This window comes from Altererythrobacter litoralis, assembly GCF_036324225.1.
Lineage (GTDB): Bacteria > Pseudomonadota > Alphaproteobacteria > Sphingomonadales > Sphingomonadaceae > Erythrobacter > Erythrobacter litoralis_A.
This window is the reverse complement of sequence record NZ_JAZDQV010000008.1, coordinates 17476-41572: the sequence shown is the minus strand read 5'-3', so window position 1 is coordinate 41572 and position 24097 is coordinate 17476. Positions and strand designations below refer to the sequence as shown.

Genomic DNA, 24097 nt, shown 5'->3' with positions numbered 1-24097 from the left:
GAGGAAAACGAGATGAAGGCACTGGTATTCAACGGGCCGCGGGACATCCGCTATGACAGCTATGCCGACCCCGAGTTACGCAGCCCCAACAGCGCCATATTGAAGGTCGAAAGCTGTTCGATCTGCGGCAGCGACCTCCACATGTATCACGGCGCGCATATCGGCTCGACCGACTATGCCGCTGAGGCACCCAAATTCTGCTGCGGGCATGAATTCATCGGCGAAGTGGTCGAAACGGGCGCGGAAGTGCACGGCTTCCGCGTTGGCGAGAAAGTGCTCGCTGCGGGCGGCACTGGCTGCGGGAGATGCCCGGCCTGCCGTACGGGCAATGCTGGCGCCTGCCGACATGCGACTGCGTTCGGAATCGGTCCGACGCTGGAAGGCGGCCAGGCTGAGTTCGTCTGCGTGCCCAATGCCGACGCCACGCTCTACAGCCGCGAAGGGCTTTCGGACGAGCACGCCATGCTGCTGACCGATGCCATGGCCACCGCCTATTTCGGCCTGACCCGCGCCGAACCCATGCCCGGCGGGTCAGTGGCGGTGATCGGACTCGGCCCGATCGGGCTTATCGGAGTAGAGCTGGCCTACCTTCTCGGCGCCTCGCAGGTCTTTGCTATCGATCCTGTCGCCTCGCGCCGTGCGATGGCCGAAAAACTTGGTGCTACCGCTCTGGCACCCGGACCGGAACTTGTGGCGCAAGTGCAGGAATTGACGGGCGGTCGGGGCGCACAGTCCGTGTTCGAAGCATCGGGAGCAAGCGGTGCCATCGCCAGTGCGCTGCCGCTGGTCGCTTCTCGCGGGAATGTGTCGTTTATCGGCATACCCGAACCTGAAGACACGCTTCCACTGCCGCTGATCATGTTCAAGCATGTGACCGTACGCGGCGGAATTTGCGACGTGACCAACATGTGGCCGCACCTGGTTCCTCTGGTACAGGAAGGCCGCCTCAAGGCATCCGGGCTGTTCAGCCACCAATTCAATCTGAGCGAAGGCGCGGACGCTTACTCGCTTTTCGACAGTCGCGAAGACGGCGTGATCAAGATCCGTATAGATGTGACTTGATGCGGCGCGCGAGCGCCGCTAACAGCCGCGCTCCCGCAAGCAGTGCCCCTGTGGTGGAATTGGTAGACGCGCTCGACTCAAAATCGAGTTCCTTACGGAGTGCCCGTTCGAGTCGGGCCAGGGGCACCACTGCTACTTCAAAGCAACTTGTGCCCTACTGCTTCGCTACTTGAGGGCGGTTTGCGCCCTACCGCTTCGCTACTTGAGGGCGGTTTGCGCCCTACCGCTTCGCTACTTTAGGGCGGTTTGCGCCCTACCGCTTCGCTACTTTAGGGCGGTTTGCGCCCTACCGCTTCGCTACTTTAGGGCGTTGGCAAGCAGCTTGTGCAGCTTGGAATGCAGCGCATCGTTGGCGGCTAGCACCTGGCGCGCAGCGATAGGTTCCGAACGCCCGCGGAAGTCGCTTACAAAGCCGCCAGCTTCGCGCACCAGCAGGCAGCCCGCCGCCGTGTCCCAATCGCTCAGGCCAGTTTCCCAGAAGCCGTCGAACCGGCCAGCGGCGACCCATGCAAGATCGAGCGAAGCCGCGCCAAAGCGGCGGATACCCGCCACATTGGGGCCGATCGCACCGTAGATCTTCATCCATTCGGCCGCATCGCCCGCCCCCTGGAACGGAATGCCGGTGGCGATGAGCGCTTCGTGCATCTGCGAGCGCGCCGAAACCCTTAGGCGGGCGTCCTGCAGCCATGCACCGCGCGTTTTTTCTGCCCAGAAGGTCTCGTCGGTGATCGGCTGGTAGATCACCCCGGCCGTCACTTCACCCCAACCCGATCCATCGAGCTTGGGCTCCTGCACCGCGATCGAAATTGCGAAATGCGGGATGCCGTGCAGGAAGTTGCTCGTGCCATCGAGCGGGTCGATGACCCAGCGCGGCTTGCTCGGATCGCCTTCGATCTCCCCGGCTTCCTCAAGCTTGAAGCCCCAATCGGGCCGCGCCTGCAGCAGTTCGTCATAGATCGTACGCTCGGCGCGCATATCGGCCTTTGAGACGAAATCCGCCGGCCCCTTGCGGCTGACCTGCAAGTGTTCGACTTCGCCGAAGTCGCGCCGCAACCGGCCACCCGCCTTGCGGGCAGCCTTTTCCATTACGCGGATGAGGCCGGAGATCGCTGCCACGTGATTAGCTCGCCTTGCCGACGTAGGACTGTTCGTAGACGTCGACCACGATGCGCGTGCCGCTTTCGATATGCGGCGGCACCATGATGCGCACGCCATTGTCGAGGATCGCGGGCTTGTAGCTGGAAGAGGCGGTCTGCCCCTTCACCACGGCATCGGCCTGGACGATGGTGGCCTCGATCTGCGCGGGAAGCTCGACGCTGATCGGCTTTTCTTCCCACAATTCGAGCGTCACTTGCATCCCGTCCTGCAGGAAGGGGCGCGCATCGCCAAGGAGGTCGCTCGGCAGGTTGATCTGCTCGTACGTGTCATTGTCCATGAAAACCAGCATTTCGCCGTCTTCATAAAGGAACTGGAATTCCTTCGTGTCGAGCCGTACGCGCTCAACCGTGTCGGCGCTGCGGAAGCGGACGTTGGTCTTGCGGCCGTCTTGCAGGTTCTTCATTTCGACCTGCATATAGGCACCGCCCTTGCCGGGCTGCGTGTGCTGGATCTTGGCGACCTTCCAGATGCCGCCTTCATATTCCAGGATGTTGCCGGGGCGAATATCGACGCCGCTGATCTTCATGGGAACTTACCTTTTCAAGGAACCTGCAGGCCACAGGCCTGCTGCTGTAGCGCGCGCCCTTAGCCGAGGTGCGAACGCGGGGCAAGGCGGCTGGCGAGCCGCGCGCGAACGTGATAGCGCTGGCGGCCATGAAACGGCTCATCCCGCTCACCTTCCTGCCCGCACTCGCGCTGGCAGCGCCCGCGCAGGGCGAAATCCTCAAGACCATGCCGCATGGGCCCTACCAGTGCTCGCTGCCCGGCGATGCGGCGGGCCCAGCGCTGATCCCGGTGGACGAGGAAAGCTTCACCATCACGCGCGCTTCGCGCTACCGCACCGAGACCGGGCGCGGAACCTATTTGCTCAGGGGCGACCTGCTTACCTTCACCGGCGGCCCCAAGAACGGCCAGCAGCTGCGCCGCACCGGAACGAATGAATTGCGCTCCATCAATGAGGACGGTTCGACCGGGCGAATGATCTGCGTGCGCGTCGGCAGCAATTACTGATCGGCGGAAGCCTTCGCGATCGCTTTCGCGAAATCCTTCACTGCCTGTACCTCATCGCCGTTCCAGACCGCGCCCGACACAGCAAGGAAATCGGCCCCTGCTTCGACCAGCGGTGCGCAATTCTGCGGCGTGATGCCGCCGATAGCGACTGAAGGAATCTCGAACAATTGCGTCCACCAGCTGAGCAATTCGGGCTCGGGCCGGTGCTCCGTTTCCTTGGTGGTCGACGGATAGAATGCCCCGAAAGCGACATAATCCGCGCCAGCCTCGCCGGCTTCCATCGCGAGGTGGCGGCTGTCATGGCAGGTCACGCCGATCTGCGCATGCGGCCCCAGTTCCTGCCGCGCCTCTTTCGGGCAGCCATCTTTCTGGCCAAGGTGGACCCCGTCGGCCTTGAGCCGCTTGGCAAGCGCGATGCTGTCATTGACGATGAAGGCCACATCGCGCGCGGCGCAGATCGCCTGGAGCGGCTCCGCCAGGCGTGCAGCCTCGTGCTGGTCCGTATCCTTCACGCGAAACTGGAACGCGGTGATCAGCCCCGGTCCCGCGTCGAGCGCGCGCTCGAGCCGCTGCGGAAAATCGCCCGAAACGTCGAGCGGTGAAATCAGGTACAACTGAGTCGAAAGCGTCTGGTCACTCATGCGGCGTGCCATAGCCGCGACATCGCCGCCCGCCAACACGATCGAATCTGTCCGCTTGCGAGACAGTGCCAGTATCGCGCTCATGCGCGGCTGGAATTGCGCTATGATCGCCCGGCAAAGGAGAAGCCGCCATGCCGCTATTCGCCATTGGATCGTCGCTCACGCTGCTTGCCGCCGCCAGCGCGGCTCCCATCACCAGCGAGGTCGCGATGTTCGAACGCGTCGCGCTCGAAGGCGGGCTGTCTTTCTATACCGTAGGCGTTTTCGAGGACACCCGTTGCCCCGACCGCGAGCTGTGCTTCCGCGACGAGCATCTGGTCGTGGCTGCGGTGATTGTCGACGGAAGCCGACGGAAGGGCTACAACTTTGAACTCGGTGTTCCGCAGCGCGTCCCGGGAGGCTGGCTCACGCTGATTTCGACCACGGCCAAGCCGCGCGAATACGGCGCAATTCCGCTGAGGGAATACGGGCTGACCTACATTTACGAGCGCGACCTCTAGGCGGCGATCGCGCCGCCCGTCGGATCAGCCGGCCACAGATGCAGCGTAAATCTGGTCGATCGCCTTGCCCAGCGCAGCGTCGAATTCTGCGTCGGTCTGGTCCTTGCGCAAATCCTGCAGCAGGCCGCGGCTGAAGCTGGCGATCATTCCCTTGTTCTTGGCGAGGTGCTCGCAGGCTTCTTCGGTCGAATAACCACCCGAAAGCGCGACCACGCGCAGCACATTGGGGTGCGCGATGAGCGGGGCGTAAAGGTTCGGTTCGACCGGGATCGACAGCTTGAGCATAACCTTGCGGCCTTCAGGCAGCGCATCGAGCCCCTTGGCCAGTTCTGCCAGCAGGATCTTTTCGCCTTCCGCGCGATCGGCGGCGGTGATGTCATATTCGGGCTCAAGGATCGGGACGAGGCCCTTATCCGCAATGCGATTGCCGTACTCGAACTGTTGCGCAACGATCGCCGCGATACCCTTGGGGTTCGCCGACTTGATCACCGAGCGCATCTTGGTGCCGAACATGCCAGCCGCGACCGACTTGTCGAGCAGCGCGTCGAGCTTGGTCATGGTCTTCATCAGCTGGACGCCGTCTGCTTCGTCCTGCAAGCCTTCGTCCACCTTGATAAAGGGCACGACGCGGCGCGCTTTCAGCGCATCTGCAGTGGGCATGCCATCGACCATGCCGTCCATGGTCTTTTCGAACAGGATCGCACCGATCACCTTGCCGCTGGAAAAGCTGGGAGCGGTGATCACGCGGCTGCGCATCGCATGGATCGCCGCGAACATTTCGTCATCACCCGACCATTCGTCGTCGCTCACGCCATAGCCTCGCAGCGCTTTGGGCGTCGATCCGCCAGACTGGTCGAGCGCGGCAATGAACCCGTCGTCATTGGCAATCCTGGCGGTCATTTCATCGAAAGTCATGGCAGCGTCCTGTCTTGAGATCTGGTCTGGAATTCATTGCGCATACGTATGCGTTCGGCGCGCACTTAGCGTCGACTCACTCGCGGGGCAACGGGGCCAAACCGGGTATCAGGATTTCTTGCCCACCTTGCGAATGATGCCGTTGAAACGCAGCACCGGCTGGTCGTCAGCGGTGACAAGCCCCTCGACGAAAATCGTCTTTCCGCCTGCCCTGACCACGCGGCCCCGCCCCTCGACCAGCTGGCCGACACGCGCGGGATCGAGGAAGTCGCCCGTGAGGCTGAGCGTGACGCCGCGGTCGTCGCCCAATTCCCTGCTGGCGATGGTGAACAGCGCCGAATCGGCGAAGGTCATCAGGCAGCCGCCATGCATGAAACCCGCGCCGTTCATGTGACGCGGCTCGGCGCGAAACGCGCTGACCATTTCGCCATTCTCGTCGATCCGCTCATAGAACGGTCCTGCGCGTTGCTCGAAGGCGTCGCTTTGCCAGGTCGACCAACCGGCCCATTCGCCTTCGGCGATCGGCTTGAGCCCGCCGCTGGATCCTACGGCTTCGTTCTCGCTCATTGGCTCAGCGCCGCCACCCCGGGCAGCACCTTGCCTTCCATCCATTCGAGGAAGGCGCCACCCGCAGTCGAAATGTAAGTCACGTCATTGGTGACACCAGCATGGGCGAGCGCGGCGACGGTGTCGCCGCCGCCAGCGACCGACACGAGCGATCCCTCCTGCGTCAGCGCGGCAGCCATGCGCGCAAGCGCGACAGTCGCCTCGTCGAAGGGAGGCGTTTCGAAAGCGCCCAGCGGCCCGTTCCATACCAGCGTGCGACAAGTCTTGAGCACATCGCCCAGCGCCTCGACCGCTTGCGGCCCGATATCGAGGATCATCTCGTCCGCAGCGACCTCATGGACGTTGCAGACCCTGAGCGAGGGCGGATTGGGCGCAAATTCCTTCGCCACCACCACGTCATAGGGAAGATGCACGGTGCATCCGGCATGGTCGGCTTCGTCCATGATCTTGTTGGCAGTCGCGGTCAGGTCATGCTCGCAAAGCGACTTGCCAACATTCACCCCGCGCGCGGCAAGGAATGTATTGGCCATGCCGCCGCCAATTATCAGGTGCTGGACCTTGCCGACGAGGTTTTCGAGCACCGCAAGCTTGGTCGAGACCTTGGCCCCGCCCACGACTGCCGCAACCGGCGTTTGTGGCGAACCAAGCGCAGCCTCGAGCGCATTCAGCTCCTTTTCCATCGCGCGCCCGGCATAGGACGGAAGCAGATGTGCCAGCCCTTCGGTCGTCGCATGGGCGCGATGCGCGGCGGAAAAGGCGTCATTGACGTAGAAGTCGCCATTGGCCGCGATCGACTTGGCGAACTCGGGATCATTGGCTTCCTCGCCGGGCCAGAAGCGGACATTGTCCATCAGCCCGATATCGCCAGGGCGAAGGATGCCAATCGCCTGCTGAGCCACCGGCCCCGCAACCTCGGGAATGAACATGATTTCCTTGCCGAGCACACGCTCGACATCGCCCTGCACCATGCTGCTCGACAGCACCGAGCTGCGCTGACCCTTCGGGCGGCCGAAATGCGCAAGCAGCAGCACCTTGGCACCCTTGCCCGTCAGTTCGAGGATAGTGGGCTTCGAAGCCTCGACGCGCGTGACGTCGGTCGCCGATCCGTCCTTCATCGGCAAGTTCAGGTCGACGCGCACCAGCGCGACCTTGCCGGTCAGGTCATCGGGAAGATCGTCGAGGGTCTTGAAGCCCGCCATCATTCAACTCCCTTAGAGCAGGCCGCCCATCACGCCTGCTGTATCGACCATGCGGTTGGAGAAGCCCCATTCGTTGTCGTACCAGCTGAGCACACGCACCAGCTTGCCGTCGATCACGCCCGTTTCGAGGCTGTCGATGGTCGAGCTGTTGGGGCAGTGGTTATAGTCGATCGAGACTAGCGGTTCGTCCGAATAGCCGAGCACGCCCTTCATCGGGCCTTCGGCAGCGGCCTTGAGCAGCGCGTTGACCTCTTCCTTGGTCGTTTCGCGCTTGGGCTGGAAGGTCAAGTCTACCACCGAGACGTTCGGGGTCGGCACGCGGATAGCAGAACCGTCGAGCTTGCCCTTGAGTTCGGGCAGCACTTCACCCACCGCGCGGGCAGCGCCGGTGGTGGTCGGGATCATCGACATGGCTGCAGCGCGGGCGCGGCGCGGATCTTCGTGGATCTGGTCGAGGATCTTCTGGTCGTTGGTATAGGCGTGGACCGTGGTCATAAGGCCGCGCTCAATCCCGATCGCGTCGTTCAGCACCTTAGCGAAGGGCGCGAGGCAGTTGGTGGTGCACGATGCGTTGGAAACCACGGTGTGCTCGGCCGTCAGCTTGTCATGATTGACACCATAGACAACGGTAAGGTCGACATTCTTGCCCGGTGCCGAGATCAGCACCTTCTTGGCGCCGGCCGCAAGGTGCTTTTCGCACGATGCGCGATCAGTGAAGAAGCCGGTGCATTCGAGCGCGATATCGACGCCGTTTGCGGCATGCGGCAAATTCGCCGGATCGCGCTCAGCGGTCACATGGATGCGCTTGCCGTTGATGATCAGGTCGTTGCCGTCGACTTCGACCGTGCCCGAAAATGCGCCGTGCACGCTGTCGCGCTGGAACAGCATGGCGTTGGCCTTCGCAGAAGCGAGATCGTTGATCGAAACCAGTTCGAGATCGTGATCGGTGCGCTCGAGGATCGCGCGCGCCACATTGCGCCCGATCCGCCCAAAACCATTGATTGCAACCTTGGTCGCCATGAGAGAAACTCCTGCTTAATTGTTCACTTTATTCAAGATTTGCGGGACAATGGCGTCCGCCGTGATGCCGAATTTCTCGAACAACGCCTCCGCCGGAGCGGATGCGCCGAAACGATCGATCCCGATATTGAGCCCGTCGGTTCCGGTATAGCGTTCCCAGCCGAACGTGGTGCCCGCTTCGATCGAAACCTTGAGGCAATCGGAGGGAAGGATATCGCTGCGGTAAGCCGCCCCCTGCTCGTCGAACAATTCGGTGCTGACCATCGACACCACATCGGCGCCAACTCCCTGCGCTTCGAGCTGTGCCGCGCAGGCAAGCGCCACCTCTACTTCGGATCCGGTCGCAACCAGCACCACCTTGCGGGGCGCTTCGGCGAGTTTGAGGCGATAGGCCCCGCGCGCCGAGAGGTTTTCGCCAGTTGCCTCCAGTCGCACTTGCGGCAGGTTCTGGCGGCTCAGCGCCAGCACCGTCGGGCGGTTCGACTGCTTCAACGCAATCTCCCAGCATTCTGCGGTTTCGATCACGTCGGCGGGGCGCATCACCAGCAGGTTCGGCATCGCACGGAGCGAAGCGAGATGCTCGATCGGTTGGTGGGTCGGCCCGTCTTCGCCGAGGCCGATCGAATCATGCGTCATCACATAGATTGCACGCACGCGCTGCAAGGCCGAAAGGCGGATCGCGCCTCGCGCATAGTCGGTGAAGACCAGGAAGGTCCCGCCATAGGGGATCACCCCGCCGTGGAGTGCCATTCCGTTCATGGCCGCCGCCATGCCGAATTCGCGGATACCCCAATATACGTAACGTCCGCTGTAATCGTCCGCGGTGAAGGGGCCGATGCCTCCCGCCTTGGTATTGTTCGAGCCGGTGAGATCGGCCGATCCGCCAATCGTCTCGGGCAGCTGCGGATTGATATGCGCCAGCGCCATTTCCGAAGCCTTGCGGGTCGCTACCTTCTGCGGCTCTGCAATCAGCTTGGCGACATGCTCGCCCATGATGTCACCCGCAGGCAGTTCGCCCGCCATGCGCCGCGCAAATTCGGCCTTGTCGGAAGAGGCTTCGAACCGCCCCGCCCACGCGCCATGCGCTTCCTTGCCGTGCTGGCCGGTCGAATGCCAGTCGCCAAGAATGTCCGCGGGCACTTCGAATGGCGGATAATCCCAGCCCAGCTCGAAGCGGGCTGCAGCCACTTCGTCGGCGCCCAACGGCGAACCGTGCGTGGCCGATGTGCCCTGCTTGTGCGGGGCGCCCTTGCCGATAATGGTCTTGCACGCGACCAGCGAGGGGCGCTCGTCGGCAACCGCTTCTCCCAGCGCGCGGGCGATGTCGGCGAAATCGTGCCCGTCGCAGCTGGTTACGTGCCAGCCGGTCGCTTCATAGCGTGCCCTGATGTCTTCGCTCGTCGACAAATCGGTGCTGCCATCGATGGTGATGTTGTTGTCATCCCACAGCACAATCATGCGACCGAGCTTGAGGTGTCCCGCGATGCCGATCGCTTCGTGGTTGATGCCTTCCATCAGGCAGCCGTCACCCGCGATCACCCAGGTGCGATGATCGACCAGCTCGTCTCCGAACACGGCATTAAGGTGGCGCTCAGCCATGGCCATGCCAACGCCCATCGCCAGGCCCTGTCCCAGTGGGCCGGTCGTGCATTCTACGCCCGGCAGCAGGAAGTTTTCAGGGTGGCCGGCACAGGGGCTGCCAAGCTGGCGGAAATTGCGGATGTCGCCGATGGTCGGCTGCTCATAGCCCGAAAGGTAGAGCAGGCTGTAAATCAGCATCGAGCCGTGGCCGGCAGAAAGCACGAAACGGTCGCGATCGGCCCAGTCGGGTGCCGACGGGTCGAACTTGAGGAATTGCGACCACAAGACGGTGGCAACGTCCGCCATGCCCATCGGCATGCCCGGGTGTCCGGAATTCGCCGCCTGCACAGCGTCCATCGATAGCGCGCGAATGGCATTGGCCATGGCTTGCAGGCGGGCGGGATCGAGGCTCATGCGCTCTGGCTCCTGGTCTGGCTGCGCGCCCCGCAGAAATGCGCGGCCCGGTGCGCCGATTCGGCGCGTTGACGGACCCTTTGCGGAGCGCTCAAGAGAGGTCAACCCGCGCGTTCGGGGCTTTCACCGGCTCACCTGAAAATACTTGCCTTGCGGCTAAGCAAGACGAGTTATCAACAGCCCCACCCAAGGCTTTGCCCTGACAGCGCAAATTCGGTAAATTGCGCGCCATGGAGGGGAGCCGGACAGAGCAGGCCATCCGCAGGATCGAGGCCGCTCTCAACCGCATAGATGCGGCGAGTGACAAGCTCGCCCCCGCTTCGGGCATCGATAGCGAACTTACCGCGCGCCATGAGGCGTTGCGCGGAGAGGTTGCTGCAACCCTGCGCGATCTCGACAGGTTGATCGAAGGGCTCGAACAATGAGCCAGGTAACGCTGCGCATCGGCGGCAGGAGCTATGTGGTCGCCTGCGCCGACGGGCAGGAGGCGCATCTCGCCCGGCTGGGCGCCATGGTGGAAGAGAAATTCCGCCAGATGGAGGGGAACCTTGCCCCGCAGGAAGCGCAGAACCTGCTGTTCGCGGCGATCCTGCTGGCCGACGAGTTGCACGATGCACGCGAAGCGGCAGGCGGCAATCCGGCGGAGCTGGGTGAGCGGCTTGATCAGCTCGAGAAAGAGCTTGCCGCCGCGACGGGATCGAAAAACGAGGCGGCGCTTGAGCTCGATGCGGTCCGCGCCGAGCGTGACGCGCTGGCGAACGATCTGGCCAACATCAAATCGGCGGCCAGCGGCCAGCAACCGCTGTTCGCCGGAGCGGACATGGCAACCCGGCTCGAACAATTGGCTGAGCAGGTCGAAAAATGCGCTGACACGCTTGAGGGCAAGCTCTCCGCACCCTAGATAGGCCAGCGGCGGGACTGCCCGGCACGAGCCATTTGAATATCCCTGAGGCTATAAGCAATCCTTGGGAGCTGTCCCTGCCCCGGTTTGCGGGTTCGTCCCGAAGGCTGGGGTAAACGGCGCCCACCTGACGTTGAGGCGTCAGAGGATTTCTCGGGCAAACGACCCATGGTGGTTCCGCTACTTTTCTTGCTGAAGTGCAACCCAACAAACCCGTTCGGGCCGAGCCTGTCGAAGCCCTGCACTTCTTTCCGACCGAATCTCTCGAAGGAAGAACGGCCCTTCGACAAGCTCAGGGCGAACGGTGGAAGACAAGGCCTCATTACGAAAGCTATTGCGCAAAAAGCGCCGCGAATGTGTCGAGCAATTGCCCGAAACGATGCGCGGGCTGGTGCTCCGCCACCCGCCTGCTCCGCTGCTTGATTTGATCGCGGCGGATGCGGTGATCGGCCTTTATCATGCCACCGCCGACGAAGCGCCGACCGCGCATTACGCCGGATTCTTCTTCGATCGCGGCCATACCATCGCGCTGCCTCGCTTCGCATCGCGCGATGCGCCGATGGAATTCGCGCGCCACAGCGATCCCTATGGTGAGTGCGATCTGGAGCCCGGCCCTTTCGGCGCGCTCCAACCTGAGGCCAATGCGGACACGCTTGTTCCCGACGTCCTGTTCATGCCGCTGCTAGGCTTTACCGCACGCGGTGAGCGACTGGGGCAAGGTGGCGGGCATTACGACCGCTGGCTGGCGGAACATCCCGCAGCGCGGACGGTCGGGCTCGCATGGGACGTGCAATTGTGCGAGACGCTGCCAATCGAGCACCATGACCGATATCTCGATGCTATCGTCACACCAACACGGCTTTACGGACCCTTTTGATGCGCGAACAACCGACATGGCGGATCCCCGCAGGCATTCTCGGCCTTTTGGCAGCGCTGACCCTCTACGGCGTCGCGATCGCAAGTTATGCGCCCGGCCTCATTGGCGAATGGCCGACATTGGCGCAGACGCTGGTCTATATCGTGCTGGGCGTAATCTGGCTGCTACCGCTGAAGCGCTTCCTCAGCTGGATGGAAACCGGCAACTGGAACCCTCCCCAATAAGGCGATTGCACTGCGCCCCCTCCTCTCCTAGCCTTCGATTAGGGAGAGAAAATCAATGACATCAAGCCAGCCGGCGCAAGCCGCCAGCGGATCCGACAAGCCGGGAACCGCTCTCAAGCTTGCCCACGGGTTCGGCGCCACTGCCTTCGGCATCAAGAACAACGGCTTCGATTACTTCCTGCTGCTCTTCTATGGCACCGTGATCGGATTGGAGCCCGGGCTGGTCGGGCTGGCACTGATGATCGCTCTCGTCTTCGACGCGCTGAGCGATCCGCTCGTCGGCTATTGGTCGGATAATCTCAAGTCGCGCTGGGGTCGGCGCCACCCGCTGATGTATGGCGCAGCCCTTCCCGTTGCGCTCACCTATTTCCTGCTGTGGAATCCGCCTGAACTCGGACAGGCAGGCCTGTTCTTCTACCTCACCGGCCTCTCGATCCTGATCCGCACCTTCATCACATTCTACGAGACGCCGAGCTCCGCCCTGATCCCCGAGATCACCAGCAATTACGAAGAGCGGACCAGCCTGCAATCCTATCGCCTGTTCTTCGGCTGGGCGGGCGGCAATCTGATGAGCGTGCTGATGTTCGGCGTATTGCTGACCGGCCCGCTCGGGATGCGCGACCCCGAGGCCTTCAAGACCTATGGCATCATCGGCTCGGTCATGATGTTCCTTGCGATAATGGTCTCGGCCCTGGGCACACACAGCCGCATTCCCCACCTGCATCGCCCAAAGGTGACTGCCGAGCGTTTCGGTGTGCGCCGCATCTTCCGAGAAATGGTCGAAACGCTGAGCGAAAAGAGCTTCATCGCTCTGTTTTTCGCCACAATCCTCTCAGCTATCGCGACAGGGCTGGCAGCGGCCCTTGCGTTCCTTATGCTCAATTACTTCTGGGAGTTCAGCGAATTCCAGATATTCATCTGGACCTGCACTGTGTTCTTCTCCGCCTTGCTCGGCGCACTGATTGCGCCCTGGGCCACGCGTCGCCTTGGCAAGAAGAAAGCAACGATCACACTGGGTTTGCTCGCCTTCTCGATCCAGCCGCTGCCCGTGCTGCTGCGCCTTGTCGACATGATGCCCGAAAATGGCGACCCGCTGCTCTTTCCGCTGGTGCTGGGAATCAATGTGATCGACCTCGCTCTGATCATCGCAATGCAGGCGGTGAGTTTCTCGATGATCGCGGACCTCGTCGAATCCAGCCAACTCAGGACCGGGCGCCGCAGTGAGGGCGTCTACTATGCTGCAACCACTTTCACGCGGAAAACGACACAGGGCCTTGGCGTGCTGGCAGCAGGTGTAATCCTGTCAATTATTGCCTTTCCCGAAGGGGCCGCGCCGGGAACAGTCCCTGCCGACACGCTATGGTGGCTCGGCGCGCTCTATGCGCCGTCGCTGCTGGTGCTTTGGTTGGGCGCGCTTTATTGCGTTTCGCGTTACAAGATCGACAAGGCGGAACACGAAGAGAATCTGAGGCGTTTGGCACAAGTCGAAGCCGCTTGAGGAGGAGCAACCGATGAAACGCAAATGGCCTGCGACAGTGCTCGGTATCCTAGCAATCGCCGGAATTGCCTTCCTCGTTGGCCAGCGCTGGATCGGAGAACGCGTCTTCAGTTCCGCGGTCGAACGACAGGCAGGTATCGATCGCTCAGCAGAATTGCCCGATGGCATGCATGCCTATGTCTGCGGCAGCGGATCGCCCATGCCCGACGCAGCGCGAGCCGGACCATGCATCGCCGTGTTGGCGGGGAAACAGGGCTTCGTGTTTGACGCAGGCTCTGGCTCGGTCCGCAAGCTGGGCCGCATGGGCTTCCCGATGGACCGGCTGGAAGCGGGCTTCCTGACCCACCTTCACTCCGATCACCTCGACGGACTTGGCGAACTGATGTTGCAGGCCTGGATGGCAGGAGGGCGATCCACTCCCTTACCCATCTATGGCCCTCAGGGGACAGAGAGCGTCATCGCAGGGTTCATGCAAGCCTATGACATCGATCGCGGCTTCCGCATCGCCCATCACGGACCCGAAGTGGCACGGCCGGGCGGCTTCGGCGGCGAGGCTCGCGTTATTTCCTTCGCAGATACATCTGATGACGAGAGAGTGGTTTATCAAAAAGGTGGTGTGACCATCCGTGCATTGCCGGTCGACCATGCCCCCGTCGACCATGCTCTGGCATTCCGGGTGGAATACAAAGGCCGCTCCCTCGTGATCAGTGGCGATACCAAATATTCGCCTCGCCTTGCACGATTCTCGGAGGGCGCGGATGTGATCTTCCACGAAGCGCTCAACCCACAAATGGTCGGCAAGCTGGGAAGCACATTGGCAGCGCGGGGCAATTCCGATGCGGCCAAGATCATGGCCGACATCCCGGACTATCATACGACGCCCGAAGATGCCGCCCGCGTTGCGGAAGCCGCAGGGGCGAAGGCACTGATCCTATATCACCTGGTCCCCGCCCCGCCCGCTCGATTGGTCGAACGCGCATTTCTGGGCGATGCGCCAAGCCTGTTTGAAGGCACGCTGAAGCTGTCGGAAGACGGAATGCTGGTCAGCCTCCCGGCAAACAGCCAGGAGATCGATTTCGACCAGCTCCTTTGAGAACTCCCAAGTGGCGCGAGTGACGGGGCTCGAACCCGCGACCTCCGGCGTGACAGGCCGGCACTCTAACCAACTGAGCTACACCCGCATGAAGCGTTGCACCGCTTGGGAGCCGCGCCTCTAAGGCTAGCGGCTGATAGTGTCAATGGCCCTGATATGCCTTTTTTGTCGCTTCAATTGGCGAGCAGCAAAACCGGCGTTTCGAGCAGCTTCTTGAGCTCCTGGATGAAGCTCGCAGCATCATAGCCATCGACCACGCGGTGGTCGCAACTGATCGAGATATTCATCAGCTTTCGCTTCTCGATACGCTCTCCGCCCATGCCGTCAGGCACGAACATCGGACGCTCGATGATCCGGTTGGGGCCGATGATGGCCACTTCGGGGCGGTTGATCACCGGAGTGGTTGCAACTCCGCCCAACGGCCCGAGCGACGTGATAGTGAGCGTCGAACCCGAAAGCTCTTCCGACTTGGCACAGCCGTCGCGCGCGGCACTGGCAAGCCGCTGGATTTCATTTGCGATCTGCCAAAGGTTTTTGGCTTGCGCGTCACGGATAACCGGCACCATCAGACCATTGTCGGTCTGCGTCGCCATGCCGAGGTGCACGGAGCCGTGGCGAGTGACCACATTCGCTTCGTCATCATAACGGGCATTGATCATCGGGAATTGCGGGATGGTCTTGCAGATCGCGCTGACCAGCAGCGGTAGCATGGTCAGCTTGGGCTTGCTGCCACGATGGGCGTTGAGGTCGGCGCGCAATGCCTCGAGGGCAGTCACATCGCATTCCTCGACATAGGAGAAATGCGGGATGTGGCGCTTCGATGCGGCCATGTTCTGCGCGATCCGCTTCCTGAGACCAATCACCTTGATCGTCTCGTCGGCGCGCGCACGACCGGCAGGAGCAAAACCGCCGCCGGCATTGTAGGCAAGGAAGGCGTCCAGATCGCCATGGCGAATGCGACCATCTTCGGCCGGCTTCACCTCACCCAGGTCGATCCCCAATTCGCGCGCGCGCTGGCGCACGGCAGGGCTGGCGAGCACCTTCGCTTCGTGCCGTGGTTCGGGCGCCGGAGTGGGCGCAGGCAGCGGTTCCGGATCCGGGTCGGCTGCCAGCGCGTCGTCCGCATCCGAGGCATCTGAGGTTTCGACTTCGATCCGCTCTTCGACGATCTCTGACTTGGGCGCAGGGGCTTCCTCATGCGCGCCCTCGTCCACTTCACCCTCAACCTCGATCACGAGCAGCATCGCGCCGACCGAAATCGTGTCCCCTTCCGCGCCGGCCACTTCGAGCACTTTGCCCGACACCGGGCTTTCGATGTCGATCGTCGCCTTGTCGGTCATCACGTCGACCAGGTGCTGGTCTTCGGAAATCGTGTCGCCCGGCTTCACGTGCCAACCGACGATTTCGGCTTCGGCCACGCCCTCGCCCACGTCGGGCATGTTGAAGGTGAATTTCGCCATCGGGATCAGTCCTTCAGAATCTTGTCGATCGCATCGCCAATGCGCACAGGCCCGGGGAAATAGGCCCATTCGAGGCTGTGCGGATAAGGCGTGTCGAAGCCGGTTACGCGTTCGACCGGCGCTTCGAGGTGGTAGAAACAACGTTCGGTGACGAGCGCGGATAGCTCCGCGCCAAAGCCCGAAGTTCGGGTCGCCTCATGCACGATCAGGCAGCGCCCCGTCTTCTCGACAGAGGCTTCGATCGCTTCGATATCGAGCGGAACCAGCGTGCGCAGATCGAGGATTTCGGCATCGACGCCCTTTTCGCGGCACACCGCTTCGGCAACGTGAACCATCGTGCCATAGGCCAGGATGGTCAGAGCATCGCCTTCGGTAACCTTGCGCGCCTTACCCAGCGGGATGCGGTAGTAACCTTCGGGCACCACGCTGTCGCGGTGACGCTTCCAGGGCTCGACCGGTTTGTCGTAATAGCCCGAGAACGGCCCATTATAAATGCGCTTCGGCTCGAAGAAGATCACCGGATCATTGTCTTCGATCGCTGCGATCAGCAGGCCCTTGGCATCGTGCGGAGTCGAGGGAATGACGGTCTTGAGGCCTGCCACATGGGTGAACAGCGCTTCGGGGCTTTGGCTGTGCGTCTGCCCGCCGAAGATGCCGCCGCCGAAGGGCGAACGGACCGTGAGCGGCGCTATATACTCGCAAGCTGAGCGATAGCGCAGGCGAGCCGCTTCGCTGATCAGCTGGTCCAGCCCCGGATAGATATAGTCTGCGAACTGGATTTCAGGCACCGGGCGCAGGCCATAAGCACCCATGCCCACCGCCACGCCAATGATGCCGCATTCGCTGATCGGCGTATCGAAGACGCGGGTCTTGCCGTGCTTTTCCTGCAAGCCGGCCGTGCAGCGGAACACACCGCCGAAATAGCCGACGTCTTCGCCCATGATAATCACGTCCGGGTCGCGCGTAAGCATGATGTCGAGCGCGTCATTGATCGCTTCGATCATGTTGAGACGCCGTTCGGAGCCTGCATCAGCGGGGAGCTCTTTGGTGATCTCCGTGCTCATGACCGGGGCCCTCCTTCAGGCCACTTGATCTGGCGTTCGCGGATCGCCTGTGCAGCCTGCTCTTCAAGGTGCCACGGCAGTTCCTCGTAAACATCCTCGAACATGGTGTGGAACGGGTGGTGCATGCCGTGACCGAGGATGCCGTTCTTCTCGGCTTCCTTGGTCTCTGCCTTGACCCGTTCGGCGCATTCGAGGTCCATCGCCGCCTGGCGGTCCTCATCCCATTCGCCCAATTCGATGAGGTGGTTCTTCAGCCGCATGATCGGATCGCCGAGCGGCCATTCCTCGCGTTCCTGCGCGCTACGATATCCGCTTGGATCGTCCGAGGTCGAATGCCCCTCGGCGCGATAGGTGAAGTATTCGATCAACGTCGGACCGGCATTGGCACGAGCGCGGTTGGCAGCCCATTGTTCTGCCGCATAGCACGCCAGCGCATCGTTGCCGTCAACTCTCAGGCCGGCAAGGCCATAGCCAAGCGCACGCGCCGCAAAGGTTGTGCGCTCTGCCCCGGCAAATCCCGAGAAGCTGGAAATCGCCCATTGGTTGTTGATCACATTCAGGATCACCGGCGCGTTGTAGACCGCAGCGAAGGTGCAGGCGGAGTGGAAGTCGCCTTCGGCGGTCGAGCCTTCGCCGACCCAGGTTGCGGCAATCCGGCTGTCCCCCTTCACAGCACTGGCCATGGCCCAGCCCACAGCCTGCGGGCATTGGGTGGCAAGGTTGCCGCTAATCGAAAAGAAGCTGTGCTCGCGGCTCGAATACATGATCGGCAGCTGCCGGCCCTTCAGCTTGTCACCCTTGTTCGAATAGATCTGGTTGATCATGTCGACGATGGGATAGCCGCGCGCGATCAGGATGCCCTGCTGGCGATAGCTCGGGAAGACCATGTCGTCAGAAGCCAGCGCCATCGAAGTGGCGATGCTGGTGGCCTCTTCCCCGGTGCACTTCATGTAAAAGCTGGTCTTGCCCTGCCGCTGCCCGCGGAACATGCGGTCATCGAAAGCCCGAACCAGCGCCATGTGACCAAGCATCGTGCGCAGTGTCGCTGGCTCGAGCTTGGGATCCCATGCTCCATGGGCCTTATTGTCTTCGCCCAGAACTCGGATCAGCCCGAAAGCGAGATCGCGCATTTCCTTCGGGTGGGCGGTCTCGTCGGGGCGCGCATGAGCGCCCGCCGGCGGGATCTCGATATGGCTATAGTCGACAGTGTCGCCGGGCCGGAATTTCGGCTCGGGCACGTGAAGCTGAAGCGCCGGTTTGTTGCGCTTCGACGGTGGCGAAATGTCGGGCCGATCGGCCATGTCCGGGCTCTCCCCCAGCTACAGCAGGCCTGTAGCAATCTTTTAGGATCGAGTTATTTTATTTCACGCAGCCCGCCCGGTCAAGCCAATGCGCCCCGTTCAACCTATACCGCAACAGGTGCCTTGATCGGCCCGTGCGGCGTGTAATTTTGAACCACAAAATCCTCGATCCGGTAATCGAAAATACTGTCCGGGCGGCGCGCAATCTCAAGCACCGGGTGCCCCTGCGGCTCGCGCGCAAGCTGTTCGGTAATGAGATGCTCGTGATTGAGGTAGAGGTGGACGTCACCACCCATCCATACGAGTTCGCCCGGCTCAAAGTCAGTCTGCTGCGCGATCATCCGCTGCAGCAGCGCCGCCGACCACAGGTTGAACGGCAGGCCCAGTGCGACATCGCAGCTGCGCTGGTAGAGCACACAGTTCAGGCGATCACCGGCAACATGGAACTGGTAGGTCTTGTGGCATGGCGGCAGCGCCATCTGGTCCAGCTCCGCGACGTTCCATCCTTCGATGATATGGCGGCGACTGCCCGGATTGCTGCGCAGGCTTTCGACGACCTGGGCGACCTGGTTGATCCCCTCGCCCTTTTCGAAAAGCCCGTCCTTTCGATAGCGATAGGTCGGCCAGTCTACCCATTGCTTGCCATAGACCGGGCCGAGATCGCCCCAGCGCATGGCGAACTCCTCATCGTCGGCAATGCGCTGGACGAAATCGTCGAGCGCGATGTCCTGACCGGTCTCCTTCACATAGCGGGCGTGCGGCCATTCGTTCCATATCTTCACGCCTTGCAGCACCAGTGGGCGGATATTCGTTTCCCCGGTGAGGAACCACAGCATCTCGCGCGTCGCGGTCTTCCAATAAACACGCTTGGTCGTGAGAAGCGGCATGGCGCCATCGGCAAGGTCGAATCGTAGCATCGCGCCGCAGATCGACCGGGTGCCTACTCCGGTTCGATCGACCCGCTCGCTGCCCTGCTCCCAGATCTGGCGCATCAGTTCGAGATATTGCCATTCCGGGTGACGGATGGCGGAGTTTTCGGAAAGATTCGCAGCACTGGCCATGCGCCGACCCTAAACCTGCATTTGCCCGCTTGCCACCCCGCGAGCACCTGCCTATAGGGCGCGCCTTGACTCGGCCCACAGCTTTTTGCGAGCGTGGTGGGTACGACACGGTCGGGGAGTAGCTCAGCCTGGTAGAGCACTGTCTTCGGGAGGCAGGGGCCGGAGGTTCGAATCCTCTCTCCCCGACCAATTCCGGCACGCATTATCAAATGCTTACACGGATACGGGCGTTCGCTTTTATCCTTCTGATGCACCCTTGATGCAATTTTGATGCAGAGGTGCACATGGCAAGCATTTCACGGCGCGGGAAGCGATGGTTTGCACAAGTACGAATGGCCGGCAGGCCGTCACAGTCCAAATCTTTCGATAGCAAGGCCGACGCAGTAGCTTGGGCGGCAAGGATGCAGAGCCAGTTGGCTGCAGCCCCCCTTTCCATCCAAGATGCCGATTTTCAAGCAGCTTCGTTAGCTGATCTCATCACTAGATACGTGAATTCCACCACCCGCTTCAAGCGCGGTGTCGAGGCTGAGCGCTATCGCCTAAACAAGATCGCGCGACATCCCATGGCTCAAAAGCCTATCAAAAAGATCGCTCCTGCCGACATTGCCGCATATCGCGATGATCGACTCAATGTCGCCAAACCAGCCACAGTCAGCAAAGAGCTGATCCTCATCAAAACCGTGATATCTACAGCACAGAACGAATGGGGCGTTTTCTTGTCCGAGAACCCTGCCGATCGTGTTCGCAGACCCAAATTTCAGAACTGCCGACAACGCCGTTTTACAGAGCCCGAAATTGCAAAGTTACGGACCAGCCTCGCGATGTGCCGGTCCGAATTGCCCCTCAAAATTTTCAACTTCGCACTTGAGACCGCGATGCGAAGAGGAGAAATTTTAAATCTGATGTGGCGGGACATCAATTTGGTTCAACGTACCGCCTTCCTTCACGACACAAAAAACGGTGAACCGCGCAATGTCCCCCTCTCTGCGAGCGCTGCCCGCCTTTTAATGGAGGCGGCAGCGGCCCCTGACATTCAGGAGCGGGTTTTCCCCATGGAGGAGGCCGCCTTCAAGAGCGCATGGAAACGGGCAGTCGAACGCTCAGGTGTTACCGACACACACTTCCATGACCTGCGACACGAAGCCATTAGCCGCTTTTTTGAGATGGGGCTTTCCCTTCCAGAGGTGGCGGTGATCTCTGGGCACAAAGACCCAAGAATGTTGATCAGGTATACCCACATACCTGCCGAAAGGATCGTGCAGCGACTTAATGGTTTGCCACCATGGGATTTTTCGCGCGCTGGGGCTTCGGATGAAGCCACAATGATGGTGCCTCAACCGGATAAGCACGAACTCACTATCGCTCATCACGGCGCATAAGAGTGATGAAACTTTATTTACTTTTATATATATATTTCAATGCTTTGATGTCATTTTTGTCTTCACAATCGGGTGTAATTGTGCCATGCACGAGTTGTCAGCGCGGTTAACTGCGGTGCTGGCGTCATAATCGTTGGCTTTTTTGCTTTCCCCCTAAGGGACGCCTTCCCAGCCCGCCGAGGTAAGACATGGGAGTGAGGTGACGGCAGTTCGGGGACAGATGCTTTATCTGTCCTTCCAGTCAAAATCATTTGACTGGGCGCAAGCAGCTCAGGCTGCGTGAGTAGGCGATCCTTCGCAGGAACCTACAAGGGGCGTAGTAGTCATCAGATCGGCTTACGTACCCTGCGTCAATAAGTAGCGGGTAATCGGGCGACAGCATGACCACCCCCACCTCACTCAAGGTGCCGCTGATCTGACTGTGTCTAACTTTGGGCTGGCTCCGAGGTTCAGGGACACGGCTTTGCCACGACAAAGGGGAGCCTCTTTGTCCGTTAGGCAAAGCTATGCCCACAGAAAAGCTTCACCAAGGTTCAGGAGTAGCAATGAAGTTGAACAGACAAGCTTCAGACTGGTTGAAGGCGAACAAAGAGCGGATTGAGAATGGCTCAAAGTCAGTCAGAAGACTGAGCAATGAGCAAGCGAAGGCCAAGCGACGGCAATCGCAAATTCGCAAGCAAGCAACTAACCTGAAGGCGAAGTACCTTGCTCATCCGTCAGCGCAATACCTAATGACTTTCTCTGACTTCCGCGACCTGAACAAGCGCGATGCGATATGTCGGCAATATGGGGTCGAGCAAATCAGGGTTTAGACATCTGTCGACATGTCCCTACCCATCGACAATCATGACATGCTACATGCACGAGCGTATCCAGACGCAACCAGCCAAAGTTCCATATGTCCGATCGTGAACCGAACATCCTCTATTCCAGTCTTGGCCGCGTGCTGACGATCGATGGCGTGACGGTCGACATCAAGATCTACCGGCTCGAACATGACCCGCAGTGGGCTTTGGAGGTGATCAACGATCAAGGCACATCAACCGTATGGGATGCTCTCTTCGACACCGATGACGAAGCTTACGCCGCTTTCCAGCTGACGGTTGATGAGGAAGGCATGCGGGCATTCATCGACGATGATAATGTGATCCCTTTCCCTCGCCGGTCTTAAGAGGTGCCACTCCGGTTGATTTTGGCGGCGCACATGGCTGTTAAGCATGCGAATGCAGCACTATCCATCGAGATAGATGGAGGTCGGGTATAAGCTGTAAGCCGGCCCTTCGTATCAGATCCGAGGGCCATTAGAATGGAGGCCATGGCGAGGGATATTCGATGACAGCTTTTCAGCCGGCATATCCAGCGATCCTACTAATGTCCGCCATCCTCACCGGTTGCGGCGGAGGCTCTTGGACGTCGAGCAATTCTGGCAACCCAACGTCATCACCAACCCCCTCGCCCACTCCTTCGCCTTTCGTTGAACTAAGGTTCGATTATGAGGCCCACCGCTTTGCCACAAGCGATAGGGTGCCAGAATATACCTATGCAGGCGTCACCTACCCCGCAGCTGTCGCAGACATCTTCCCGCAAGGAAGTCTGTCAGCCGACTTTCAAAAGGATGGCTACCCAGAGTTAGTCATTCCCCTCAACAAAGCATATGGAACTCCGGCTTACGCAGCGCTGCCTTATGTTCTCCTGTCAAACTCCAACGGACGCCTAAGCTATAGCGCGCCGCTCAACGCTCAATTGCCTTCTGTTTTCGGAGCACGCAGATCGGCAATCCTATCGGTCGCCGGACAACCTTCAGCTTTCTTCGTCGCCCACAATGTTTCAGGCGTTTACAACGAGCCGGAAGCTCACGGAACAGCCGTGCTGTTGGGGCAGAGAGATAACGTGATAGGCCGTATCTCAACTGCCATCCCGCGTATCACGACTAATCCAGACCGCCCTGATGACGCCACAGATGCCCACTCAATGGCAACAGGAGACATCAATGGGGATGGCCTAGACGATATCGCGATCGGAAACTGGAACCCTTTTGGTGGTTTTGCTCCGGTGTTCCTTATCCAGCAGGAGGGTGGGAATTTCAGGGTCTCGAGCGACACATTTCTGGAACGCCTACTTCAACTTCCGATGGTGAATTCTGGGTCGACCGGCAATGAGGGATTTAACCTCCTGCTCGATCTCCACTTGGCGGACGTTAACGCAGACGGCTTTGCTGACCTTATCGCTGGTTTTGGGCATGGGTCGGCCTACAGCCTGCTGTTTATAAACAACAATGGCTCTTTTGATTTTGACCAGCAAGTGCGCTTGCCGCCAACAGTCTACGGGGTGGATGCAAACATGCATTTGGAAACGAGAAGCGTTGATCTGGACAACGATGACGACCTTGACTTGGTGCTCCTCCACTCAAGGATCTCGCCCTACTACGCGGGGACCTATCTGCAGGTCTTAAGGAATGATGGGGGGCAATTCGCCGATGTGACGCCTAGCGCTATGGTCCAAGAAGATAGATATGTCCGCGCCAACCGTCTCGAATGGACATCTGACCTCTTCCTTCGCGATATCGATCGAGACGGCAAGGTCGATATCATCCATGGCCTGTATGACGGCCGACTTTCTGTGTTCTTCAACCAAGGTGCTATGAGGTTTAGCAGGCTTACAGCGTCTCTGCCCAACAATGAGAACGGTCGCCTCCTTGCGGTGGATGATTTTGATAAGGACGGCGATTACGAACTCGCTTATTATCAATACGGGGGTTCGGCATCGGAGAAGGCATATTTCGTCAATGTCTATAATGTTGCCTTTTCAAAGCCATGACGTCGCTTAGAATGCTGCGATGTGGCTTTCATGATTGCCAATCAAAGAAACCAGCAGTCGGGCAGATTGACCTTTGATCCTTCCTTTTATTCTCGCAGCGCAGGTGGCAATCGCGCCGGCAGGCGAGGAGTTCATTTGCACGCCCATACGGGTTTGGGATGGTGACGGCCCGATATGGTGCGAGGAAGGCCCTCGTATACGGCTTGCCGGCATTGCAGCGCGCGAGATGGATGGCACATGCCGCACGAACCAACCTTGCCCTGATGTCGGCGCAATAGAAGCCCGTGACGCACTTGTGGCCCTCATCGGCCAATCTATCGGTCGCAGCCCTGAGGGTCACGTTCTCGTGAAAGG

At 60.6% G+C, this 24097-nt stretch carries 25 protein-coding genes and 3 tRNA genes; 15 read left to right on the top strand and 13 right to left on the bottom strand.

What is annotated here, in order from left to right:
* The first annotated feature begins 12 nt into the window (after positions 1-12).
* Both VRS74_RS09225 and VRS74_RS09220 read left to right on the top strand, forming a co-directional pair.
* Entirely contained in the window at positions 13-1062 is a 1050-nt protein-coding gene (locus VRS74_RS09225; RefSeq protein ID WP_354144963.1) for a zinc-binding dehydrogenase, read from the top strand.
* Positions 1063-1106: 44 nt separating this feature from the next.
* A tRNA-Leu gene (locus VRS74_RS09220) sits at positions 1107-1191 on the top strand.
* Positions 1192-1359: 168 nt separating this feature from the next.
* On the opposite strand, the gene VRS74_RS09215 is transcribed toward VRS74_RS09220, so the two are convergent.
* Both VRS74_RS09215 and efp read right to left on the bottom strand, forming a co-directional pair.
* On the bottom strand, positions 1360-2178 hold the full coding sequence (locus VRS74_RS09215) for an inositol monophosphatase family protein (protein WP_354144962.1): 819 nt from the start codon (positions 2176-2178) through the stop codon (positions 1360-1362).
* Between the two features lie 4 nt (positions 2179-2182).
* Positions 2183-2746 carry an elongation factor P gene (gene efp, locus VRS74_RS09210; protein ID WP_354144961.1) on the bottom strand — a complete coding sequence of 188 codons (564 nt, stop codon included), beginning with the start codon at positions 2744-2746 and terminating at the stop codon, positions 2183-2185.
* Between the two features lie 128 nt (positions 2747-2874).
* Here efp and VRS74_RS09205 point away from each other — a divergent pair, with 128 nt between their 5' ends.
* On the top strand, positions 2875-3231 hold the full coding sequence (locus VRS74_RS09205) for an elongation factor P (protein ID WP_354144960.1): 357 nt from the start codon (positions 2875-2877) through the stop codon (positions 3229-3231).
* Here the strand turns inward: VRS74_RS09205 and thiE are convergent.
* Positions 3225-3872: a thiamine phosphate synthase gene (thiE, locus tag VRS74_RS09200; RefSeq protein WP_354145049.1), complete on the bottom strand. Its 648-nt coding sequence runs from the start codon at positions 3870-3872 to the stop codon at positions 3225-3227. The genes VRS74_RS09205 and thiE overlap by 7 nt on opposite strands.
* 131 nt (positions 3873-4003) lie before the next feature.
* On the opposite strand from thiE, the gene VRS74_RS09195 reads away from it, so the two are divergent.
* Positions 4004-4372 (top strand): hypothetical protein, encoded by a 369-nt coding sequence (locus tag VRS74_RS09195; RefSeq protein ID WP_354144959.1) that lies wholly within the window; start codon positions 4004-4006, stop codon positions 4370-4372.
* 24 nt (positions 4373-4396) lie between these two features.
* Here VRS74_RS09195 and VRS74_RS09190 read toward each other — a convergent pair whose 3' ends face one another.
* The 5 genes from VRS74_RS09190 to tkt all read right to left on the bottom strand — a co-directional run bounded on the left by VRS74_RS09190 (position 4397) and on the right by tkt (position 10068).
* A complete protein-coding gene (locus tag VRS74_RS09190; protein WP_354144958.1) occupies positions 4397-5287 on the bottom strand; it encodes a fructose bisphosphate aldolase in 891 nt (296 codons plus the stop codon).
* Between the two features lie 108 nt (positions 5288-5395).
* A complete protein-coding gene (locus VRS74_RS09185; RefSeq protein ID WP_354144957.1) occupies positions 5396-5854 on the bottom strand; it encodes a PaaI family thioesterase in 459 nt (152 codons plus the stop codon).
* Positions 5851-7053, bottom strand: a complete 1203-nt coding sequence (locus VRS74_RS09180; protein WP_354144956.1) for a phosphoglycerate kinase — start codon at positions 7051-7053, stop codon at positions 5851-5853. Before VRS74_RS09180 ends, VRS74_RS09185 begins: the two co-directional genes overlap by 4 nt.
* A gap of 12 nt (positions 7054-7065) precedes the next feature.
* Complete coding sequence (gap, locus tag VRS74_RS09175) at positions 7066-8073, bottom strand: type I glyceraldehyde-3-phosphate dehydrogenase (protein ID WP_354144955.1); 1008 nt, start codon at positions 8071-8073, stop codon at positions 7066-7068.
* A gap of 15 nt (positions 8074-8088) precedes the next feature.
* Positions 8089-10068 (bottom strand): transketolase, encoded by a 1980-nt coding sequence (tkt, locus tag VRS74_RS09170; RefSeq protein WP_354144954.1) that lies wholly within the window; start codon positions 10066-10068, stop codon positions 8089-8091.
* A gap of 230 nt (positions 10069-10298) precedes the next feature.
* Here tkt and VRS74_RS09165 point away from each other — a divergent pair, with 230 nt between their 5' ends.
* From VRS74_RS09165 to VRS74_RS09140, 6 genes are all read left to right on the top strand, one after another.
* Positions 10299-10493, top strand: coding sequence for a hypothetical protein (locus tag VRS74_RS09165; protein WP_354144953.1), 195 nt, complete (start codon positions 10299-10301; stop codon positions 10491-10493).
* Positions 10490-10969: a cell division protein ZapA gene (locus tag VRS74_RS09160; protein WP_354144952.1), complete on the top strand. Its 480-nt coding sequence runs from the start codon at positions 10490-10492 to the stop codon at positions 10967-10969. Before VRS74_RS09165 ends, VRS74_RS09160 begins: the two co-directional genes overlap by 4 nt.
* Positions 10970-11273: 304 nt before the next feature.
* Entirely contained in the window at positions 11274-11846 is a 573-nt protein-coding gene (locus tag VRS74_RS09155; protein ID WP_354144951.1) for a 5-formyltetrahydrofolate cyclo-ligase, read from the top strand.
* Positions 11846-12070, top strand: coding sequence for a DUF2842 domain-containing protein (locus VRS74_RS09150; protein ID WP_354144950.1), 225 nt, complete (start codon positions 11846-11848; stop codon positions 12068-12070). The genes VRS74_RS09155 and VRS74_RS09150 overlap by 1 nt, the downstream gene beginning before the upstream one ends.
* Before the next feature lie 55 nt (positions 12071-12125).
* Complete coding sequence (locus VRS74_RS09145) at positions 12126-13568, top strand: MFS transporter (protein ID WP_354144949.1); 1443 nt, start codon at positions 12126-12128, stop codon at positions 13566-13568.
* Between the two features lie 13 nt (positions 13569-13581).
* On the top strand, positions 13582-14661 hold the full coding sequence (locus VRS74_RS09140; RefSeq protein ID WP_354144948.1) for an MBL fold metallo-hydrolase: 1080 nt from the start codon (positions 13582-13584) through the stop codon (positions 14659-14661).
* Positions 14662-14672: 11 nt separating this feature from the next.
* On the opposite strand, the gene VRS74_RS09135 is transcribed toward VRS74_RS09140, so the two are convergent.
* The 5 genes from VRS74_RS09135 to VRS74_RS09115 form a co-directional block, all read right to left on the bottom strand.
* Positions 14673-14749: transfer RNA gene (locus VRS74_RS09135), tRNA-Asp, on the bottom strand.
* Between the two features lie 85 nt (positions 14750-14834).
* Positions 14835-16121, bottom strand: coding sequence for a dihydrolipoamide acetyltransferase family protein (locus tag VRS74_RS09130; protein WP_354144947.1), 1287 nt, complete (start codon positions 16119-16121; stop codon positions 14835-14837).
* A 5-nt stretch (positions 16122-16126) separates the two neighbouring features.
* Positions 16127-17185: an alpha-ketoacid dehydrogenase subunit beta gene (locus VRS74_RS09125; protein ID WP_354144946.1), complete on the bottom strand. Its 1059-nt coding sequence runs from the start codon at positions 17183-17185 to the stop codon at positions 16127-16129.
* A complete protein-coding gene (locus VRS74_RS09120) occupies positions 17182-18486 on the bottom strand; it encodes a 3-methyl-2-oxobutanoate dehydrogenase (2-methylpropanoyl-transferring) subunit alpha (protein WP_354144945.1) in 1305 nt (434 codons plus the stop codon). The genes VRS74_RS09125 and VRS74_RS09120 overlap by 4 nt, the downstream gene beginning before the upstream one ends.
* A 104-nt stretch (positions 18487-18590) precedes the next feature.
* On the bottom strand, positions 18591-19547 hold the full coding sequence (locus tag VRS74_RS09115; protein ID WP_354144944.1) for a thymidylate synthase: 957 nt from the start codon (positions 19545-19547) through the stop codon (positions 18591-18593).
* A gap of 112 nt (positions 19548-19659) precedes the next feature.
* On the opposite strand from VRS74_RS09115, the gene VRS74_RS09110 reads away from it, so the two are divergent.
* The 5 genes from VRS74_RS09110 to VRS74_RS09090 all read left to right on the top strand — a co-directional run bounded on the left by VRS74_RS09110 (position 19660) and on the right by VRS74_RS09090 (position 23743).
* Positions 19660-19736: transfer RNA gene (locus tag VRS74_RS09110), tRNA-Pro, on the top strand.
* 212 nt (positions 19737-19948) lie between these two features.
* Entirely contained in the window at positions 19949-20926 is a 978-nt protein-coding gene (locus VRS74_RS09105; RefSeq protein WP_354144943.1) for a site-specific integrase, read from the top strand.
* Between the two features lie 506 nt (positions 20927-21432).
* Complete coding sequence (locus VRS74_RS09100) at positions 21433-21738, top strand: hypothetical protein (RefSeq protein ID WP_354144942.1); 306 nt, start codon at positions 21433-21435, stop codon at positions 21736-21738.
* An 86-nt stretch (positions 21739-21824) separates the two neighbouring features.
* Positions 21825-22097: a hypothetical protein gene (locus VRS74_RS09095; RefSeq protein ID WP_354144941.1), complete on the top strand. Its 273-nt coding sequence runs from the start codon at positions 21825-21827 to the stop codon at positions 22095-22097.
* Between the two features lie 353 nt (positions 22098-22450).
* The gene (locus VRS74_RS09090) at positions 22451-23743 is read left to right on the top strand and encodes an FG-GAP-like repeat-containing protein (protein ID WP_354144940.1); all 1293 of its coding nucleotides are present in this window, start codon (positions 22451-22453) and stop codon (positions 23741-23743) included.
* Positions 23744-24097 lie beyond the last annotated feature (354 nt).

Coding starts and splice junctions, on each gene's coding strand:
- VRS74_RS09140 (WP_354144948.1), top strand. CDS start 13,582: ATGAAACGCAAATGGCCTGCGACAGTGCTCGGTATCCTAGCAATCGCC.
- VRS74_RS09195 (WP_354144959.1), top strand. CDS start 4,004: ATGCCGCTATTCGCCATTGGATCGTCGCTCACGCTGCTTGCCGCCGCC.
- VRS74_RS09105 (WP_354144943.1), top strand. CDS start 19,949: ATGCAGAGCCAGTTGGCTGCAGCCCCCCTTTCCATCCAAGATGCCGAT.
- efp (WP_354144961.1), bottom strand. CDS start 2,746: ATGAAGATCAGCGGCGTCGATATTCGCCCCGGCAACATCCTGGAATAT.
- gap (WP_354144955.1), bottom strand. CDS start 8,073: ATGGCGACCAAGGTTGCAATCAATGGTTTTGGGCGGATCGGGCGCAAT.
- VRS74_RS09185 (WP_354144957.1), bottom strand. CDS start 5,854: ATGAGCGAGAACGAAGCCGTAGGATCCAGCGGCGGGCTCAAGCCGATC.
- VRS74_RS09120 (WP_354144945.1), bottom strand. CDS start 18,486: ATGGCCGATCGGCCCGACATTTCGCCACCGTCGAAGCGCAACAAACCG.
- VRS74_RS09095 (WP_354144941.1), top strand. CDS start 21,825: ATGTCCGATCGTGAACCGAACATCCTCTATTCCAGTCTTGGCCGCGTG.
- VRS74_RS09225 (WP_354144963.1), top strand. CDS start 13: ATGAAGGCACTGGTATTCAACGGGCCGCGGGACATCCGCTATGACAGC.
- VRS74_RS09100 (WP_354144942.1), top strand. CDS start 21,433: ATGCCCACAGAAAAGCTTCACCAAGGTTCAGGAGTAGCAATGAAGTTG.
- VRS74_RS09130 (WP_354144947.1), bottom strand. CDS start 16,121: ATGGCGAAATTCACCTTCAACATGCCCGACGTGGGCGAGGGCGTGGCC.
- VRS74_RS09150 (WP_354144950.1), top strand. CDS start 11,846: ATGCGCGAACAACCGACATGGCGGATCCCCGCAGGCATTCTCGGCCTT.
- VRS74_RS09180 (WP_354144956.1), bottom strand. CDS start 7,053: ATGGCGGGCTTCAAGACCCTCGACGATCTTCCCGATGACCTGACCGGC.
- VRS74_RS09205 (WP_354144960.1), top strand. CDS start 2,875: ATGAAACGGCTCATCCCGCTCACCTTCCTGCCCGCACTCGCGCTGGCA.
- VRS74_RS09115 (WP_354144944.1), bottom strand. CDS start 19,547: ATGGCCAGTGCTGCGAATCTTTCCGAAAACTCCGCCATCCGTCACCCG.
- tkt (WP_354144954.1), bottom strand. CDS start 10,068: ATGAGCCTCGATCCCGCCCGCCTGCAAGCCATGGCCAATGCCATTCGC.
- VRS74_RS09125 (WP_354144946.1), bottom strand. CDS start 17,185: ATGAGCACGGAGATCACCAAAGAGCTCCCCGCTGATGCAGGCTCCGAA.
- thiE (WP_354145049.1), bottom strand. CDS start 3,872: ATGAGTGACCAGACGCTTTCGACTCAGTTGTACCTGATTTCACCGCTC.
- VRS74_RS09165 (WP_354144953.1), top strand. CDS start 10,299: ATGGAGGGGAGCCGGACAGAGCAGGCCATCCGCAGGATCGAGGCCGCT.
- VRS74_RS09145 (WP_354144949.1), top strand. CDS start 12,126: ATGACATCAAGCCAGCCGGCGCAAGCCGCCAGCGGATCCGACAAGCCG.
- VRS74_RS09160 (WP_354144952.1), top strand. CDS start 10,490: ATGAGCCAGGTAACGCTGCGCATCGGCGGCAGGAGCTATGTGGTCGCC.
- VRS74_RS09190 (WP_354144958.1), bottom strand. CDS start 5,287: ATGACTTTCGATGAAATGACCGCCAGGATTGCCAATGACGACGGGTTC.